This window comes from Pseudomonas sp. LAMO17WK12:I10 (assembly GCF_900215185.1).
In the GTDB taxonomy this organism is placed as follows: Bacteria; Pseudomonadota; Gammaproteobacteria; order Pseudomonadales; family Pseudomonadaceae; genus Aquipseudomonas; species Aquipseudomonas chlororaphis.
The window spans coordinates 19,946-36,192 of sequence record NZ_OBDX01000031.1 but is presented as its reverse complement, the minus strand read 5'-3'; the positions used below and the strand labels follow the sequence as shown (position 1 = coordinate 36,192).

General features: G+C 62.7%; 14 protein-coding genes. 4 read left to right on the top strand and 10 right to left on the bottom strand.

Translation table 11 applies throughout. The annotated features are described in order from the left end of the window. The first annotated feature begins 106 nt into the window (after positions 1 to 106). Positions 107 to 1,240, top strand: coding sequence for an AGE family epimerase/isomerase (locus CRO75_RS26470; protein ID WP_097139249.1), 1,134 nt, complete (start codon positions 107 to 109; stop codon positions 1,238 to 1,240). Positions 1,241 to 1,338: 98 nt separating this feature from the next. On the opposite strand, the gene CRO75_RS26465 is transcribed toward CRO75_RS26470, so the two are convergent. From CRO75_RS26465 to CRO75_RS26420, 10 genes are all read right to left on the bottom strand, one after another. After that, the gene (locus CRO75_RS26465; RefSeq protein WP_062823821.1) at positions 1,339 to 2,244 is read right to left on the bottom strand and encodes a cation transporter; all 906 of its coding nucleotides are present in this window, start codon (positions 2,242 to 2,244) and stop codon (positions 1,339 to 1,341) included. A gap of 244 nt (positions 2,245 to 2,488) precedes the next feature. After that, on the bottom strand, positions 2,489 to 3,256 hold the full coding sequence (locus tag CRO75_RS26460) for an SDR family oxidoreductase (protein WP_009041929.1): 768 nt from the start codon (positions 3,254 to 3,256) through the stop codon (positions 2,489 to 2,491). 311 nt (positions 3,257 to 3,567) lie between these two features. Next, positions 3,568 to 3,915, bottom strand: a complete 348-nt coding sequence (locus tag CRO75_RS33065) for a hypothetical protein (protein ID WP_177409790.1) — start codon at positions 3,913 to 3,915, stop codon at positions 3,568 to 3,570. A gap of 348 nt (positions 3,916 to 4,263) precedes the next feature. Next, positions 4,264 to 4,983, bottom strand: a complete 720-nt coding sequence (locus CRO75_RS26450) for an ABC transporter ATP-binding protein (protein WP_007925221.1) — start codon at positions 4,981 to 4,983, stop codon at positions 4,264 to 4,266. Next, positions 4,980 to 5,855 (bottom strand): ATP-binding cassette domain-containing protein, encoded by an 876-nt coding sequence (locus tag CRO75_RS26445; RefSeq protein WP_097139247.1) that lies wholly within the window; start codon positions 5,853 to 5,855, stop codon positions 4,980 to 4,982. The genes CRO75_RS26450 and CRO75_RS26445 overlap by 4 nt, the downstream gene beginning before the upstream one ends. After that, complete coding sequence (livM, locus tag CRO75_RS26440) at positions 5,852 to 7,147, bottom strand: high-affinity branched-chain amino acid ABC transporter permease LivM (RefSeq protein WP_097139244.1); 1,296 nt, start codon at positions 7,145 to 7,147, stop codon at positions 5,852 to 5,854. The genes CRO75_RS26445 and livM overlap by 4 nt, the downstream gene beginning before the upstream one ends. 2 nt (positions 7,148 to 7,149) lie before the next feature. Beyond that, positions 7,150 to 8,064, bottom strand: a complete 915-nt coding sequence (locus CRO75_RS26435; RefSeq protein WP_007925218.1) for a branched-chain amino acid ABC transporter permease — start codon at positions 8,062 to 8,064, stop codon at positions 7,150 to 7,152. A 180-nt stretch (positions 8,065 to 8,244) separates the two neighbouring features. Continuing rightward, positions 8,245 to 9,381: a branched-chain amino acid ABC transporter substrate-binding protein gene (locus CRO75_RS26430; RefSeq protein WP_007925216.1), complete on the bottom strand. Its 1,137-nt coding sequence runs from the start codon at positions 9,379 to 9,381 to the stop codon at positions 8,245 to 8,247. A 362-nt stretch (positions 9,382 to 9,743) separates the two neighbouring features. Beyond that, positions 9,744 to 11,027 (bottom strand): FAD-binding oxidoreductase, encoded by a 1,284-nt coding sequence (locus CRO75_RS26425; RefSeq protein WP_097139242.1) that lies wholly within the window; start codon positions 11,025 to 11,027, stop codon positions 9,744 to 9,746. A 206-nt stretch (positions 11,028 to 11,233) separates the two neighbouring features. Continuing rightward, positions 11,234 to 12,724 (bottom strand): aldehyde dehydrogenase family protein, encoded by a 1,491-nt coding sequence (locus tag CRO75_RS26420; RefSeq protein ID WP_007925211.1) that lies wholly within the window; start codon positions 12,722 to 12,724, stop codon positions 11,234 to 11,236. A 163-nt stretch (positions 12,725 to 12,887) separates the two neighbouring features. Here CRO75_RS26420 and CRO75_RS26415 point away from each other — a divergent pair, with 163 nt between their 5' ends. The 3 genes from CRO75_RS26415 to nadE all read left to right on the top strand — a co-directional run bounded on the left by CRO75_RS26415 (position 12,888) and on the right by nadE (position 16,080). After that, positions 12,888 to 13,793 carry a LysR family transcriptional regulator gene (locus CRO75_RS26415; protein ID WP_025808040.1) on the top strand — a complete coding sequence of 302 codons (906 nt, stop codon included), beginning with the start codon at positions 12,888 to 12,890 and terminating at the stop codon, positions 13,791 to 13,793. A 229-nt stretch (positions 13,794 to 14,022) separates the two neighbouring features. Beyond that, a complete protein-coding gene (gene pncB / locus CRO75_RS26410; RefSeq protein ID WP_007925207.1) occupies positions 14,023 to 15,249 on the top strand; it encodes a nicotinate phosphoribosyltransferase in 1,227 nt (408 codons plus the stop codon). 3 nt (positions 15,250 to 15,252) lie between these two features. Continuing rightward, entirely contained in the window at positions 15,253 to 16,080 is an 828-nt protein-coding gene (nadE, locus tag CRO75_RS26405; RefSeq protein ID WP_053259437.1) for an ammonia-dependent NAD(+) synthetase, read from the top strand. Positions 16,081 to 16,247: the final 167 nt, after the last annotated feature.

Sequence of the window (16,247 nt, the reverse complement as noted above, 5' to 3'; positions counted from 1 at the left end):
TAGGAACGAGCTTGCTCGCGATTAAGGGCTCCGGCCCAACCACGATCCCCAGGGCCTTCTCTGCTACCATGTCGCGCATTCCACCCTGCCGTGACGACGCCAGCCAATGCCCGATGTTTCCAGCCCCACTTCCCCGTCTGAATCGACCGCCCTGTTTACGGCCGTGCAACAGCATTTCCACAGCGTGATCGTGCCGCTCTGGCAGGGGCCGGGCTGGAATCCGGAACTGGCGCTGCCCTTCGAGGCGCTGGACGCCGAGCATGCCCCGCTGCCACCTCAGCGTTATCGGGCCATGGCCTGCGCCCGGCAGCTGTACCTGTTTTCCAGCCTGATCGGCGATGGCCGTACGCCGCTTGCCGAAGAGCGCGCCGCGGCGCTGTTCCGTTCCCTGCAACGGCACTTCCACGACGCCGAACACGGTGGCTGGTTCTACAGCATCGATGCCCAGGGCACGCCGCTGGACAGGCGCAAGGACCTCTACACCCACGCCTTTATCGTCTTTGCCTGCGCCCATTACTGGGCCAGGGTCCGCGAGCCGCTGGTGGAATCGGTGCTCAATGCCGCGCTGAAAGTGGTGGCCGAACGTTTTGCCAGCGGCGATGGCTTGTACGAAGCGGCCCTCGCCGAGGACTGGTCGTCCCTGGCCTCCGGTCCCTTGCAGAACCCGCTGATGCACCTGGCCGAAGCCTTCCTCGCCACCCTGGCCGTGCGTGACGACGCCGCCGTGCAAAGCGCGCTGCAAGCCCTGTGCACATCCATGCAGCAGCGCTTCATCGAGCCACGGCATGGGCTGATGATGGAGAAACCGCTGGGGGCTGTGGATAACTGGTTCGAGCCGGGGCACCAGTTCGAATGGTTCTTCCTGCTGCAATCCTCGGCCTTGCTGCGCGGCTGCCCGCTGCACGCCTCGCTGGAGCGGGCATTCGCCTATGCCGAGCAGGTTGGTGTGGATAACTCCAGCGGCGCGGTGAGTGGGATGCTGAGTGTCGAGGGCGATGTGCTCGACCCGACCCAACGCATCTGGGCCCAGGCCGAATACCTGCGCGCCCTGACCTTGCGCCAGGACAGCGCCGAACGCCTGCAGCACCAGTTGCTGGCGCTGCAACAACACTTCCTGCATGCCAAGGGCTGGAACGAATGCCTGGACGCCCATGGCGTACTCAGCCGCCGGGACATGCCGTCAACCACGCCTTATCACCTGGCGACCTGTTATCTCGGCCTGGCTGAATACTTCGGCTGATCTTTACATCGCTATCGCGAGCAAGCTTCGCTCCTACAGAAAAGGCATGCCTCTGTAGGAGCGAAGCTCGCGATTGCGCGCCTGCGCTCAGGAAGGCCTCAGGCAATCCACTTGCGATCGCCGGTAAAGCTGATGGTCAGCCAGCGCGCCGCATCCGCCTTGCCGAGCTGTGTGGATATCTCCTCGCGCAGCTTGTCCAGCGTCGCCACGCCCTGCAATGGATAGTCCTGCGGCAGCACAATGTGAATCTCGATAAACCGCGCCCGTCCGTGCTTCTGCACATACGAGACATAGTCGGCAAAGCCGTGTTCGACTTTCGCCTCGTCCATCACTTGGCGAACCTTGTCATCCAGTTGGTCCGGGACAATCCCCAGTACATCGCGTAACGCTGGCTTGAGAATATTGAAGGCCGGCGCGAGCATGCTCAGGGCCAGCAGGATCAGGATCGACGGGTCGACGTAAGCGGCCCACTGGCCATAACCCTGGGTCTTGAGCAGCAACGCGATGAGAAAGCTCACCAGCAAGCCGACCGAGAGCATCGCGTCCACCAGCCAGCTGATGTTGTCGAACTGGATCAACGAGGATTTCAACGTGCGATTGCGATAACGGACGTAGAAGAAATAGGCGAAGCAGACGACGCTAAGCACCATCGCAAAAGGGATCACCAGGCCCAGTTCGATCTCGCGGCCACCGTTGATGATGCCGAACATACCGCTGAGAAAAGCGTAGATCGCAATCAGCAACAAAAAGCTGCCTTCGATCAACAGCACCATCGGTTCCAGGTGCCAGAAGCCGAACTGAAAGCGCTGGTTACTTTCCTTGGCGATCAGCTTGGCGGTGATCAGCATCAAGACCTTGATGACGGTCGCGATCAGCGAAAAGAAACCATCGAACAGAATCGATTGGGAACCGGAAAAAAAACCCGTGACGATAGCGGCGATCGCCACGGCGAACATCAGGACGGTCGATTGTTTGAGCAGTACCTGCTCACCTCGGTTACTCACATTTCCTCCTCGAGAACCTTTGAATTCGCGGCCTTGATGCAAGGCTGCGGTGGGTTGCGGAGCGGGAGTCTACCTTGTGCGGGCTGATTCAGGCCTGAACGGCTGTGTTGCCAAACGCATCGGCACGCGGAGTGTAGCCGCTGCCGCAGGCTGCGATAAGGCCCGGAGGGCCTTCGGCGATCTTGAAGAGCACGCCCTCTTCGAGGTCGATCGCAGCCTTCGGCAGCGGCTACAGGGGGAGCATTCAGCCCTTGGCGTTGCGCTCGATGGCGAAACCGGCCCAGGTCTGGCTCACCGGCATCAGCTCCAGGCTGTTGATATTGACGTGGGCCGGGGTGTTGAGCACCCAGAAGATGGTGTCGGCGATGTCCTGCGGCTGGATCGGCTCGGCACCGGCGTAGGTAGCGTTGTAACGCTCCTGGTCGCCTTTGAAGCGCACCAGGGAGAACTCGCTTTCGCACAGGCCCGGCTCGATGTTGGTCACCCGCACACCGGTGCCTTGCAGGTCGCAACGCAGGTTCAGGGAGAACTGTTTGACGAACGCCTTGCTCGCGCCATACACGTGGCTGCCCGGATACGGGTAGTTACCGGCGATGGAGCCGAGGTTGACGATGCCGGCGCCGCGGCCATGGGCGATCAGCCGTGGCAGCAGCAGGCGGGTGCTGTACATCAGGCCCTTGATGTTGGTGTCGACCATGGTGTCCCAGTCGTCCAGGTCGCACTTGGGCGCCGGGTCGACCCCCAGGGCCAGGCCGGCGTTGTTGATCAGCCCACGCAGCTTAGCGAAGGACGGCGGCAGGTTGGCGATCGCTTCTTCCATGGCCTTGCGGTCCCGCACATCGAGCACCAGGCCGTGCACCTCGGTCTGCTTCGACAGCTCGGCGCACAGGGCGTTGAGACGCTCTTCGCGGCGACCGGTCAGCACCAGCGACCAGCCGGCCTCGGCAAAACGACGGGCACAGGCTTCGCCAAAACCGGAGGTCGCGCCGGTAATAAACAGGGTGGAAGTCATGGTGTTCTCCTTGCTGGGCGTCGAACCGCCGTGGAAATGAAAAATCGTTTCGCAGCATGCCCGGCCTGAATCGCAGCGGCAACCGGAGGTTGTGCGAGCCAGGCTATCAGCCTCCCCTGTAGCCGCTGCCGAAGGCTGCGATCGGTCTGGGCGGCATTCCGTTCGAAGAGGGCGTGCTCTTCAAGATCGTTGAAAGGCCCTCCGGGCCTTATCGCAGCCTTCGGCAGCGGCTACAGGGACGCAACTGTACAGAAAACAACCAACACCAGCCAAGCCCCGGTTTTCGTGGCCCGCAGCCATATGCACGCACCTTATCCACAGGACGCTCCACAGTCTTTGGGGGCAAGTGCAAAAGTCTGCAAGCCGCTATCCACAGGGGCTGCAGGCGGTTTTAGAAAGTTTTTTGCTTGACCCGGGCATGGCGTCCATGCAGCCCCGGCCAATGAAGGCAATCGGACGGTCAGGCGAGGGATGGCTTCAAGCCAGTAACGACGCTGCCTTGGCGAGTCTTTCCAGAGTTTAGTCACAGACTTATCCACAGGCTTGTCCAGGGTGTTTTCGCCCTTTGCCTGCGACAATAAAAAGGTTGACAACGGCTGCTCGAAGTCCGGCAAAAACGCCTGATCAAAAAACAACCATCCGCCTGCAGGCCATGCCATTCAAGGCGTCCAGCCAGCTACTCCCACGTTACCCACAGCCAGTTCCACAGCAAACGGGGACAAGTCAAAACCGTGGCAAAACAACTATTTGCAGCGTCTTTATGCCGCGCTTTGCCAGCTTGCGCAGAATGTTTTCCACAATTTGCGTTTTCTGCTGTGGACAAGGTCATTCACTCTCTGTAAGAGCGAGCTTGCTCGCGAAGAACCCGAGAACGACGCGTATATCCAGACAGCCAGCGTCACCGTTGACGAGCATCGCGAGCAAGCTCGCTCCTACAAGATCAAGGGGATAAAAAATGCCCCGGCGGCGCGAACCGGCGGGGCATGTCTTATCCACGGTACTCAGGCTCAGTGACCGCCCAGATACGCGTTACGCACCTCCTCGTTGACCAGCAGTTCCTGGCCGGTGCCGCTCAGGCGGATCTCGCCGTTGACCATCACATAGGCGCGGTCCGACAGCTTCAGCGCGTGGTTGGCGTTCTGCTCGACCAGGAAGATGGTCATGCCGGTGGAGGCCAGCTCGCGCAGGGTGGCGAAGATCTGCTTCACCACGATCGGCGCCAGCCCCAGGCTCGGTTCGTCCAGCAACAGCAGCTTGGGACGGCTCATCAGCGCGCGGGCGATGGCGAGCATCTGCTGCTCGCCGCCGGACATGGTCATGGCCCGCTGGGTCCGACGTTCCTTGAGCCGCGGGAACAGTTCGAACATGCGCTGCATGTCTTCGCTGGCGTACTTGTCGCCGATGGGGATGGTGCCCATCAGCAGGTTCTCTTCCACCGTCATGTCCGGAAACACCCGGCGCCCCTCCGGCGACTGGGCGATGCCGTTGGAGGCGATGTAGTGCGAGGACTTGTGGGTGATGTCCACACCGCGATAGATGATCTGCCCGGACTCGGCCCGCGGCTGGCCGAAAATCGACATCAGCAGCGTGGACTTGCCGGCACCGTTGGAGCCGATCAGGCTCACGGTTTCACCTTCGTTGATGTGCAGCGAGACTTTCTTCAGGGCCTGGATCGGCCCGTAGTACACGTCCAGGTCCTTGAGTTCGAGGATAGGCGCAGTCGTCATACCAGTTCCTCTTCGTCCGCACCCAGGTAGGCGGCAATCACTTTCGGGTCGTTGCGGATCGCTTCGGGCCCGCCCTCGGCGATCACGTTGCCGTGGTCGAGCACCACGATATGGTCGGAAATACTCATCACCATGCCCATGTCATGTTCGATCAGCACCACGGTCAGGTCGTGCTCGTCGCGCAGCAGCCGGATCATCGCGCTGAGCGCTTCGGTTTCCTGGGGGTTGAGGCCGGCGGCCGGTTCGTCGAGGCAGATGATCTGCGGCCGGGTGCACATGGCGCGGGCGATTTCCAGGCGGCGTTGCTGGCCGTAGGACAACTCGCCGGCCAAGCGGTTGGCGCAGTCCACCAGGTCCACCACCTCCAGCCAGTAGAAGGCGTGGTCCAGGGCGTCGCTTTCAGCCTTGCGGTAAGCCTTGGTATTGAGGATGCCGGACACCAGGTTGCGGTTGACCCACATGTGCTGGGCCACCAGCAGGTTCTCCAGCACCGACATTTCCCTGAACAGGCGAATGTTCTGGAAGGTCCGCGCCAGGCCCGCCCGGTTCACCAGATGGGTACCGCCGAACATCTTGTAGAACAGCCGGCTGGCAAAGCGCCTGGGCGACACGAAGTCGGTCGCGCGAAACGGCTCGCCCAGCAGCTTGATGACGTTGGTCGGCTTGCCCCGGGTATTGAGGGCGATATGCCCGCCCGTGGCCTTGTAGAAACCGGTCAGGCAGTTGAACACCGTGGTCTTGCCGGCGCCGTTGGGGCCGATCAGGGCGAAGATGGAGTTGCGCTTGACCTCCAGGCTGACGTCGCTCAGGGCCTTGATGCCACCGAAGTGCATCATCAGGTTCTCTACCTTGAGAATGACTTCATCGCTCATGGCACGCTCCTCTCGACCAAGGCACCTTTACGCGGGGTTACCCCGGTGCGGCTGATACGAATCAGGCCTCGCGGCCGCCAGATCATCATTAACACCATGAGAATGCCGAACAGCAGCACCCGGTACTCGGAGAAGCTGCGCAGCAGCTCCGGCGCCACGGTGAGGACGAACGCCGCGATCACCACGCCCACGGTCGACCCCATGCCGCCCAGGACCACGATGGCCAGGATCAGCGCCGACTCGAAGAAGGTGAAGGACGAGGGGTTCACAAAGCCCTGGTAGCTGGCGAAGAACACCCCGGCCAGGCCCGCGGTGGAGGCACCGATGGTGAAGGCCGAGAGTTTCACCAGCACGTGGTTCAGGCCCATGGCGCGGCAGGCGATCTCGTCTTCGCGCAGCGCTTCCCAGGCCCGGCCGACCGGCATGCGGGTCAGGCGATGCTTGATGTAGAGGACCAGCAGCACCACGATGAATAGCACGATGTAGATGAACAGGAACTTCAGGTTGGGGTTGTATTCCAGGCCGAAGAACTCATGGAACGGCACCCCGCCATCCTTCGCCCGCCGAGTGAACTCCAGACCGAAAATGCTCGGCGACGGAACCGGCATGCCGTTCGGGCCGCCGGTGAAGGACAGCCAGTTGTTGAGGATCAGGCGGATGATCTCGCCGAAGCCCAGGGTCACGATGGCCAGGTAGTCACCGTGCATGCGCAACACCGGGAAGCCGAGTATGCATCCCGCCAGCGCCGCGGCGAGGGCCGCCAGGGGCAGCACGGTCCAGAAACCCAGGCCGAGGTACTGGTAACCCAGCGCCAGGCCGTAGGCACCGATGGCGTAGAACGCCACGTACCCCAGGTCGAGCAGCCCGGCCAGGCCGACCACGATGTTCAGCCCCAGGCCGAGCAGCACGTAGATCAGGCCGAGGATGACCACGGTCAACAGGTACTTGTTGGCGAAGAACGGGAAGACGATGGCGATCACGATCAGCGCCGGGATGATCCAGCGCAGCCGCGACTTGTAGTCCGGCGCCAGCACATGCACACCGGAACCGGTGCTTTCGAAACCCTGGAGGATCTTCAGCCCCTTGGGCGTCTGCAGGAACAGGCTCAAGGCGAAACGGCCGATCATCACGATCGCCACCAGCCAGCCGACGCGGGCCGGTTGCAGGTTGAAGCTGTAGCCCTCGAGTACCACGCCCACGATAGGACCGAACACGATCAGCGAGATCAGCCCGGCCAGTACGGCGTCGATGAGGCTCTTTTTGATATCAATCGGTTTATTGGCAGCAGACATACTTATACCTTCGCCACGAGTGGGCGACCCAGCAGGCCTTGGGGACGGAAGATCAGAATCAGCACCAGCAGCGAGAAACTGAACACGTCTTTGTAGTCGGAGTTGATCAGACCGGAGAACAGCGACTCGGAGATCCCGAGGATGATCCCGCCGAGCATCGCGCCCGGCAGCGAGCCGATGCCGCCGAGTACCGCCGCGGTGAACGCCTTGATGCCGATGATGAAGCCGGCATAGAAGTCGAACGTGCCGTAGTTCATGGTGATCAGTACGCCCGCCAGCGCCGCCATGGCGGCGCCGATGATGAACACGTAGGAAATCACCCGGTCGGTGTTGATCCCGAGGATCGAGGCCATCTTGCGGTCTTGCTGGGTGGCGCGGCACATGCGGCCGAGCTTGGTGTACTTGATGATGTAGGTGAGCACCGCCATGCCGGCGAATGCCGCCACCAGGATGAAGATCTTGGTGTAGGTGAGCTGGACGAAACCGGTGCCGATATCGACCTTCCAGGCGCCGGCCAGCAGCGTCGGTACACCTTGTTGCTTGGCGCCCTGGCTGATCTGCGCGTAGTTCTGCAGGATCAGCGAGATACCGATGGCGCTGATCAGCGGCGCCAGGCGGGTGGAGTTACGCAGGGGTTTGTAGGCGACGCGCTCGATGACCCAGCCATAGATCCCCGTCACGACGACAGTGAAGACCAGGGTACCGAGAATGAGTAGCGGGAAGGATTCGATGCCGAAGTAGGCCAGCAGAGCCAGACTGATTGCCGCGAGGTAAGCGGAAATCATGTAAACCTCGCCGTGGGCGAAGTTGATCATGCCGATGATGCCATAGACCATTGTGTAGCCGATGGCGATCAGACCATAGACGGACCCAAGGGTCAGTCCATTGATCAGTTGCTGCAGGAAAATACCATCCATAACGCAATCTCACGCATTTGAGAGACTGCACACAGCGGATACGACGGCCTTGGGGTTCACCCACCCGCGCAACACGACAGTTGTGCAGCTCTACGAGAAAAGACAGGTACTGCACGGACACGCATGCAGCAGGCCTGCGCCCTCCCCTGGAGGAAAGGCCGGCCTGCCCAGACGCTCATGTCACTTCTGTTTTTCCAGCTGGTGGTATTTGCCGTCCTTGTCCCACTGGTAAACCACGTAGTCGGAGACTTTCAGGTCGCCCTTGGCGTCCCAGGTCTTCTCGCCCATCACGGTTTTCACCGGGTTGGCCTTGAGCCACTTGGCGGCGTCCTCGCCCTTGTTGGACTTGGCCCCGCCGAAGCCGGCAGCCAGTGCCTGGACCGACGCGTAGGCGTACAGGGTGTAGCCTTCAGGCTCGGTGCCGGCCTTGCGGAAAGCGTCGACCACGGTCTTGCTGTCCGGCAGCAGGCGCGGGTCGGCGCCGAAGGTCATGTACACGCCATCGACGTATTGCGGACCGCCAGCGGTGGTCACCAGTTCGTCGGTGACGATACCGTCGTCGGACATGAACTTGACGTCTTTGAGGCCCTGCTCGCGCATCTGGCGTACCAGCGGACCGGCTTCCGGGTGCAGGCCGCCGAAGTAGACGACATCGGCACCGGCGGCGCGGATCTTGGTGACCACGGCGCTGAAGTCTTTCTCGCCGCGGGTCAGGCCTTCGTACAGCACGGGCGTCACGCCGCGCTTGCTCAACTGGGCCTTGGTGGCATCCGCCAGGCCCTGGCCGTAGGTGTCCTTGTCGTGCAGGACCACGACTTTCTTGCCCTTGAGCACGTCGACGATGTAGTCGCCGGCGACGATGCCCTGCTGGTCGTCACGCCCGCACATGCGGAACATGGCGGAGAGGCCGCGCTCGGTGACCTGCGGGTTGGTGGAGCCCGGGGTGATGGCGATCACGCCCGCATCGCTGTAGACCTCGGAAGCCGGAATGGTCGACGACGAGCAGAAGTGACCGACCACACCGGCCACCTTGTCCTGGTCCACCAGGCGGTTGGCCACGGCCACGGCCTGCTTCGGTTCGCAGGCGTCATCGCCCTTGACCAGGACGATCTTCTCGCCGTTGACGCCGCCCTTGGCGTTGATCTCGTCAGCCGCTGCCTGTGCACCCTTCATGTACTGCTCGCCAAATGCCGCGTTGGCGCCTGTCATGGGACCTGCTACGCCGATCTTGAGGTCGGCCTGAGCAAACGCAGAAACACCCAACGCAGCTGCCACTGCGAGGGCCAGAAAGCCTTTCTTGTAAAACGTCTGGGACATGAGGTGGTGCTCCAAGGTTTTTTTAGTTGGCACTGCGACTTCACCGAATGCTCAGAGCAAGGGCCGTGCCATTGGTTTTTTATTCTGAAAAAAGTCGCTCTTTTATTGTTATTTCGACTGTTTCGAGCCCTTTTTTATTGGGCGTGCAACCGTCTAAACCGCGGAAGGTGAAACCTTACAAAACATCAGGCGCAACCCGCCTGCGCCATCATTGCAACCGCAGCGCAAATCAACGTGCAACCAGCCTGTAACAGCCTGCGTAACCGAACTGCACACTACTGGTGCAGGACTGCTACGCCCCGCACCACTACAGGCTAGTCGCTGCGCCGAAAAGCGCCGCACCCGGCAACATATTTCCTTTGTCAGATAACGATCCGCAGGCACTGGCCCGCGTGATAGAGGGAGAACCCGGCCTCGTACAGGCAACTGCGCAAGCCCACGCCGGCCAGGGGCTGCATGGGGGCGAAGGGAATCGGCAAGGCCTGAGGATTTCCGTTACACAGGTAATCGGCGAAGGCCTTGCCGACCACGGTACCGGTGGTCACGCCCCGGCCGTTGTAGCCGGTGACCGCCACCAGACCGGGCGCCGGCTCGAACAGACGCATCAGGTGATCGGGGGTAAAGGCGATGCAACCGGTCCAGGTGCACTCCCACTCCACCGTTTTCAGGTAAGGGAAATAGTGCTGTTGTACCCGGTCGGCCCAGGCCTTGAGGAACCAGGCCGGCTTCTGGTTGCCATTGCCCAGGCTGCCCAGCAACAGGCGGCCGTCGGCGTCCCGGCGAATGCTGCTGAGCACCTGGCGGGTATCCCAGGAACCCTGGCCACCCGGCAGGATCCGCTGCGCGGCTTCCTCGCTCAGCGGCCTGGAGGCGACCTGATAGTAGTAACCGGGGAAAAAATTGCGCCGCAATTCGGTCCAGTCGCCCTCGGTGTAGGCATTGGAGGCAATCACCACCTGCTCGGCCAGCACCGAGCCCTGGGCGGTCTGCACCGACCAGCGCTGGCCCTGGCGTTCGAGACGGGTCACCGGCGAATGGTCGAACAGTTGGCCACCCAGGTCGACCGCGGCCTTGGCCAGGCCACTGACATAGGCCATCGGATTGACCGTGCCGGCCCGACGATCGAGCAAGGCGGCGGCGATCTTCCTGGTGCCGGTGGCGTTTTCACAGGCCGCGCCGGTCAACAGTTCGACCGGCGCGCCCCGGCGTTTCCACTGGGCTTCCCGGCTGCGCAGGTCGGCCTCGCCCCGGGCGTTGTGCGCCATGTGCAAGGTGCCTTCGCGGCGCAGTTGGCAATCGATGCGGTATTTGTCGATCAGGCTGAACACCAGGGCCGGCGCCGCCCCCAGCATGCGGTTGAGCTGGCTGCCGACCGCCTCGCCGAAACCGGCCTCAATCTCGTCCGGCGGGATCCACATCCCGGCATTCACCAACCCCACGTTGCGTCCCGAACCACCGTGGCCGGTGCGGTGGGCTTCCAGTACACAAACCCTTTTGCCCTGCTCCAGCAGGTGCACGGCGGCTGACAGACCGGTAAAGCCCGCGCCGATCACGCAGACATCCACCCTGACCTCGCCCTTGAGCGCAGCATTGTCAGGCCTTTGCGGCGTCAGTTTTTCCCACAGGCATTCTTCGCGTAACGACATTGCCAGACTCCGAAATCAACGAACCACAGACCATGAACCAGCACCTCCCTGTAGCCGCTGCCGCAGGCTGCGATCGACCGTACGGTCGCGGCGAACTGAAGGCCGCCGCAGGCCCGACAGGAGATCGAGAACCAAGCTCCTTCGGAGCTTATTGCAGCCTTCGGCAGCGGCTACAGCGCCCGGCAGGCGGGCGCGATCGGGGTCGATCAATCGAAGGTAATACCCTGCGCCAATGGCAACTCCAGCGAGTAGTTCACGGTGTTGGTCTGCCTGCGCATATAGGCGCGCCAGGCATCGGAACCGGATTCGCGGCCGCCGCCGGTTTCTTTCTCGCCACCGAAGGCGCCGCCGATTTCCGCGCCGCTCGGGCCGATGTTGACGTTGGCGATGCCGCAGTCGCTGCCCACCGCCGACATGAACTGCTCGGCCTCACGCACATCGGTGGTGAAGATGCAGGACGACAGGCCTTGCGGCACGGCGTTGTTCAGGCGCAGCGCTTCGGCGAAATCGCTGTAGCCCACCACGTAGAGGATCGGCGCGAAGGTTTCGCTGCACACCACGTCGCTCTGCTCCGGCATCTCGACGATCGCCGGCGACACGTAATAGGCGTTGGGGAACTGGTCTTCCAGCTGGCGCTTGCCGCCGAACACCCGGCCACCCTCGCTCAGGGCCTGCTCCAGCGCATCCTGCATGTTGTCGAAGCTGTGCTTGTCGATCAGCGGGCCGACCAGGTTGCCTTGCAGCGGATGGCCGATGCGCACCTTGGAATAGGCGGCCTTGAGCCGGGTGACGATTTCGTCCTTCACCGACTCATGGGCAATCAGCCGGCGCAACGTCGTGCAGCGCTGGCCGGCGGTGCCGACGGCGCTGAACAGGATGGCGCGCACGGCCATGTCCAGATCGGCGCTCGGCCCCAGGATCATCGCATTGTTGCCGCCCAGCTCGAGGATGCTGCGGGCGAAACGCGCGGCGACTTTCGGCGCCACTTCGCGGCCCATCCGGGTGCTGCCGGTGGCGCTGATCAGGGCCACGCGCGGGTCATCCACCAGCGCTTCGCCGGCGTCGCGCCCGCCGATGATCACCTGGCTCAGGTACTCGGGGGCATCGCTGAAGTTCTTCAGCACGCGTTCGAACAGCGCCTGGCAGGCCAGGGCGGTCAACGGGGTCTTTTCCGAGGGTTTCCAGATCACCGGGTTGCCGCAGACCAGCGCCAGGGTGGTGTTCCAGGCCCAGACCGCGACCGGGAAGTTGAACGCGCTGATCACCCCGACGATGCCCAGCGGGTGCCAGGTTTCGCGCATGTGGTGGCCCGGGCGCTCGGAGGCGATGGTCAGGCCGTACAGCTGGCGTGACAGGCCGACCGCGAAGTCGCAGATGTCGATCATTTCCTGCACTTCGCCCAGGCCTTCCTGGGTGATCTTGCCGGCTTCCCAGGACACCAGCTCACCGAGGTCGGCCTTGTATTCGCGCAGCACTTCGCCGAACTGGCGCACCAGCTCGCCACGCCGCGGCGCCGGCACCTTGCGCCACAACTCGAACGCATGCTCCGCGCGACTGACCTGCTGCTCCACCTCGGCCGCGCCCTGCCAGTTCACCGAGGCGATGCGGCTGCCGTCGATCGGCGAATGCACGGGCTGCTTGCCCGATTGATACAGGGCCGGGTTCACACCAAGACGATCAAGCAATGCGGCAACCATGGGTCACTCCTTACAAATGGAAAGCAAAAAGTCGTAGCCGTTGACACAGCTATTCAGGACTGTAGTTGTAGCCGGCCCGAGACTTGCCAACAAACGACGATTAGGCGAGATATCATTCCGTTTATTCATGCTGCGCAGCCGGGACAAGAACAAGGAACCCTCGATGCTGAACAAACGCTACCTGCCCTCGATCACCGCCCTGCAGTGTTTCGAGGCCGTCACCCGGCACCTGAGCTTCACCCGCGCCGCCGAGGAGCTGAACCTGACCCAGAGCGCGGTCAGCAAGCAGGTCGCGCAGCTGGAAGAGCTCCTGCAACACCTGCTGTTTCGCCGGGTACGTCGGCGCCTGCAACTAACCCCGGCCGGCGACCTGTACCTGGTGGAGGTGCGCAAGATCCTCTCGCAGATCGAGATGTCGACCCATTACCTGCGCTCCTACGGCGGCGAAACCGAAGTCCTGCGGGTGTCCACCCCATCGACCTTCGGCGCGCGCTGGCTGGTGCCGCGCCTCAAGGGCTGGCGCCTGCGCCACCCGCAGATCCACCTGGACCTGTGCAACGAGCAGGAAGCCGACGACCTGCTGCAGGGCCGCAGCGACATGGCGTTCTACTTCGGCCAGGGTTCGCGCCCGGGCACCGAGTGCCTGAAACTGTTCGGCGAAGAGCTGGTGGCGGTCTGCGCCCCCGGCAGCCTGCCGGACAAGCCGTTCACCGACCCGACGCAGCTGGCCGAGCTGGTGCTGCTGCAACTGGCCTCGCGGCCGCAGGCCTGGCATGACTGGTTCGACAGCCAGGGTTACCACACCGAGCACAGCTATCACGGCCCGCGCTTCGAAACCTTCTACATGTGCATCCGGGCCGCCCAGGTCGGCTGCGGCGTGGCGCTGCTGCCGCGGTTCCTGGTGGAAGAAGAGCTGGCCGAGGGCAAGCTGGTCCTGGCCTGGGACTACGCCATGCCCAGCCACGACGCCTATTACCTGGCCTACCCCGAACATGCGGCCGAAGTGCCCAAGGTGCGGGACTTCGTACGCTGGATGCTGGAACAGATCGACAGCCCGACGCCGGCCTGATCCGGGATGGGGGCCAGACGGATGGACGCCATCGCGAGCAAGCTCGCACCTACAAGAGCAGCGCCGTATCTGTAGGAACGAACTTGCCCGCGATGAGGCCATCAGCCTCGACATCGTCCCCAAGCAAAAAACACTGGCAAAACCCACGGCGGATATGCGCCACTACTGCCTTCATTGAACAAGCTGGAAAGCCGCGCCCTTCATCGCGGCCAGCATGGAGATTCCCGTTATGAGCGAGAGTGTGTTTGCCGATCGCATCGTGCAGAACCTGCTCGACACCGACTTCTACAAACTGACCATGATGCAGGCGGTGCTGCACAACTACCCCAATGTGGAAGTCGAATGGGAATTCCGCTGCCGCAATAGTGAGGACCTGCGCCCCTATCTGGCGGAGATCCGTTATCAGTTCGAGCGCCTGGCCGACCTGAGCCTGAGCGCCGACCAGTTGAGTTTTCTCGAGCGCATCAGCTTCCTGAAACCGGACTTCCTGCGTTTTCTCGGGCTGTTCCGCTTCAACCTGCGGTATGTGCATACCGGTATCGAGAACGGCGAGCTGTTCATCCGCCTGCGCGGGCCCTGGCTGCATGTGATCCTGTTCGAAGTGCCGATGCTGGCGATCGTCAGCGAGGTGCGTAACCGCTATCGCTACCGCGAAGTCGTCCTGGAACAGGCGCGCGAACAGCTGTATCGCAAGTTCGACTGGCTGAGCGCCAACGCCAGCGCCGATGAACTGTCGCACCTGCAGGTGGCCGACTTCGGCACCCGCCGGCGCTTCTCGTACCGGGTCCAGGAAGAAGTGGTGAACGTGCTCAAGCACGACTTCCCCGGGCGTTTCGTCGGCACCAGCAACGTGCACCTGTCCCGCGAGCTGGACATGAAACCCCTGGGCACCATGGCCCATGAGTGGATCATGGCCCACCAGCAACTGGGGCCGCGGCTGATCGACAGCCAAATCGCCGCCCTCGACTGCTGGGTCCGCGAGTACCGCGGCCTGCTGGGGATCGCCCTGACCGACTGCATCACCACCGACGCCTTCCTCAACGATTTCGATCTGTACTTCGCCAAGCTGTTCGACGGTTTGCGCCACGACTCGGGCGACCCGATTGCCTGGGCGGAAAAAGCCATCGCTCATTACCTGAAACTGGGCATCGAGCCCATGAGCAAGACCCTGGTGTTCTCCGACAGCCTGACGCTGCCCAAGTCCCTGGAGATTTTTCGCGCGTTGCGCGGTCGGATCAATGTCAGCTTCGGTATCGGCACCAACCTGACGTGCGATATTCCCGGTGTCGAGCCGATGAGCATCGTGCTTAAAATGGCCGCCTGCAATGGCCAGCCCGTCGCCAAGATCTCCGACGAAGCGGGCAAGACCCATTGCAAGGATCCCAACTTCGTCGCTTATCTGCGCCACGTTTTCCAAGTACCTGCCGCCCTTTCTGGCACATCAAGCAAGGAGTGAATCATGCAAGCCGTACAGCGTGAGATTGCTGAACAGCTCAAGGTCCAACCCCCTTTCAAGGACCAGGCCGATCTCGAGGCAGAAGTCGCCCGGCGGGTCGCGTTCATCCAGCAATGCCTGCTCAATTCCGGGCTCAAGGCCCTGGTGCTGGGCATCAGCGGTGGCGTCGACTCCCTGACCGCGGGCCTGCTGGCCCAGCGGGCGATGCGCGAACTGCGCGCCAGCAGTGGCGACCAGGGCTATCGTTTCATCGCCGTGCGCCTGCCGTACGACGTGCAGTTCGACGAACACGATGCCCAGGCCTCGGTGGACTTCATCGAACCCGACGAGCGCCACACCGTGAACATCGGGCCGGCGGTCAAGTCCCTGGCCAATGAAGTGGCGGCCTTCGAAGGTCATCAGGCGGTAAGCCGGGACTTCGTCCTTGGCAACACCAAGGCACGCATGCGCATGGTCGCGCAGTACACCATCGCCGGTGCCGCCCATGGCCTGGTGATCGGCACCGACCACGCCGCCGAAGCGGTGATGGGCTTCTTCACCAAGTTCGGTGACGGCGCCTGCGACCTGGCCCCGCTGAGCGGGCTGGTGAAGAATCAGGTGCGGGCCATTGCCCGGCATTTCGGCGCGCCGGAGTCGCTGGTGGAGAAGATCCCTACCGCCGACCTGGAAGACCTGTCTCCCGGCAAGCCGGACGAAGCGTCCCACGGCGTGACCTACGCCGAGATCGACGCCTTCCTCCATGGCCAGCCGGTGCGCGAAGAGGCGTTCAAGATCATCTGCAACACCTACAACAAGACCCATCACAAACGCGTGATGCCGTTCGCGCCATAAACAGCCCGTAGCCGCTGCCGAGCCTGCGAGGCTGCGCACGGCCGCAGAGCGGTCGCCAAACCAGGCGCCGCGGTATGTTCGATGGACCGCGTGGGCAGGTTTTGCGAGGACTGCGTCCTCGTACGCAGCCTCGCAGGCTCGGCAGCGGCTACAAGTCTGTATACGCA

What these genes read in the sequence shown, in the direction of transcription:
- CRO75_RS26470 (WP_097139249.1), top strand. Translation starts at nt 107, where the DNA reads ATGCCCGATGTTTCCAGCCCCACTTCCCCGTCTGAATCGACCGCCCTG.
- CRO75_RS26460 (WP_009041929.1), bottom strand. Translation starts at nt 3,256, where the DNA reads ATGACTTCCACCCTGTTTATTACCGGCGCGACCTCCGGTTTTGGCGAA.
- CRO75_RS33065 (WP_177409790.1), bottom strand. Translation starts at nt 3,915, where the DNA reads ATGGCATGGCCTGCAGGCGGATGGTTGTTTTTTGATCAGGCGTTTTTG.
- CRO75_RS26450 (WP_007925221.1), bottom strand. Translation starts at nt 4,983, where the DNA reads ATGACGACTGCGCCTATCCTCGAACTCAAGGACCTGGACGTGTACTAC.
- CRO75_RS26445 (WP_097139247.1), bottom strand. Translation starts at nt 5,855, where the DNA reads ATGAGCGATGAAGTCATTCTCAAGGTAGAGAACCTGATGATGCACTTC.
- livM (WP_097139244.1), bottom strand. Translation starts at nt 7,147, where the DNA reads ATGTCTGCTGCCAATAAACCGATTGATATCAAAAAGAGCCTCATCGAC.
- CRO75_RS26435 (WP_007925218.1), bottom strand. Translation starts at nt 8,064, where the DNA reads ATGGATGGTATTTTCCTGCAGCAACTGATCAATGGACTGACCCTTGGG.
- CRO75_RS26430 (WP_007925216.1), bottom strand. Translation starts at nt 9,381, where the DNA reads ATGTCCCAGACGTTTTACAAGAAAGGCTTTCTGGCCCTCGCAGTGGCA.
- CRO75_RS26425 (WP_097139242.1), bottom strand. Translation starts at nt 11,027, where the DNA reads ATGTCGTTACGCGAAGAATGCCTGTGGGAAAAACTGACGCCGCAAAGG.
- CRO75_RS26420 (WP_007925211.1), bottom strand. Translation starts at nt 12,724, where the DNA reads ATGGTTGCCGCATTGCTTGATCGTCTTGGTGTGAACCCGGCCCTGTAT.
- CRO75_RS26415 (WP_025808040.1), top strand. Translation starts at nt 12,888, where the DNA reads ATGCTGAACAAACGCTACCTGCCCTCGATCACCGCCCTGCAGTGTTTC.
- pncB (WP_007925207.1), top strand. Translation starts at nt 14,023, where the DNA reads ATGAGCGAGAGTGTGTTTGCCGATCGCATCGTGCAGAACCTGCTCGAC.
- nadE (WP_053259437.1), top strand. Translation starts at nt 15,253, where the DNA reads ATGCAAGCCGTACAGCGTGAGATTGCTGAACAGCTCAAGGTCCAACCC.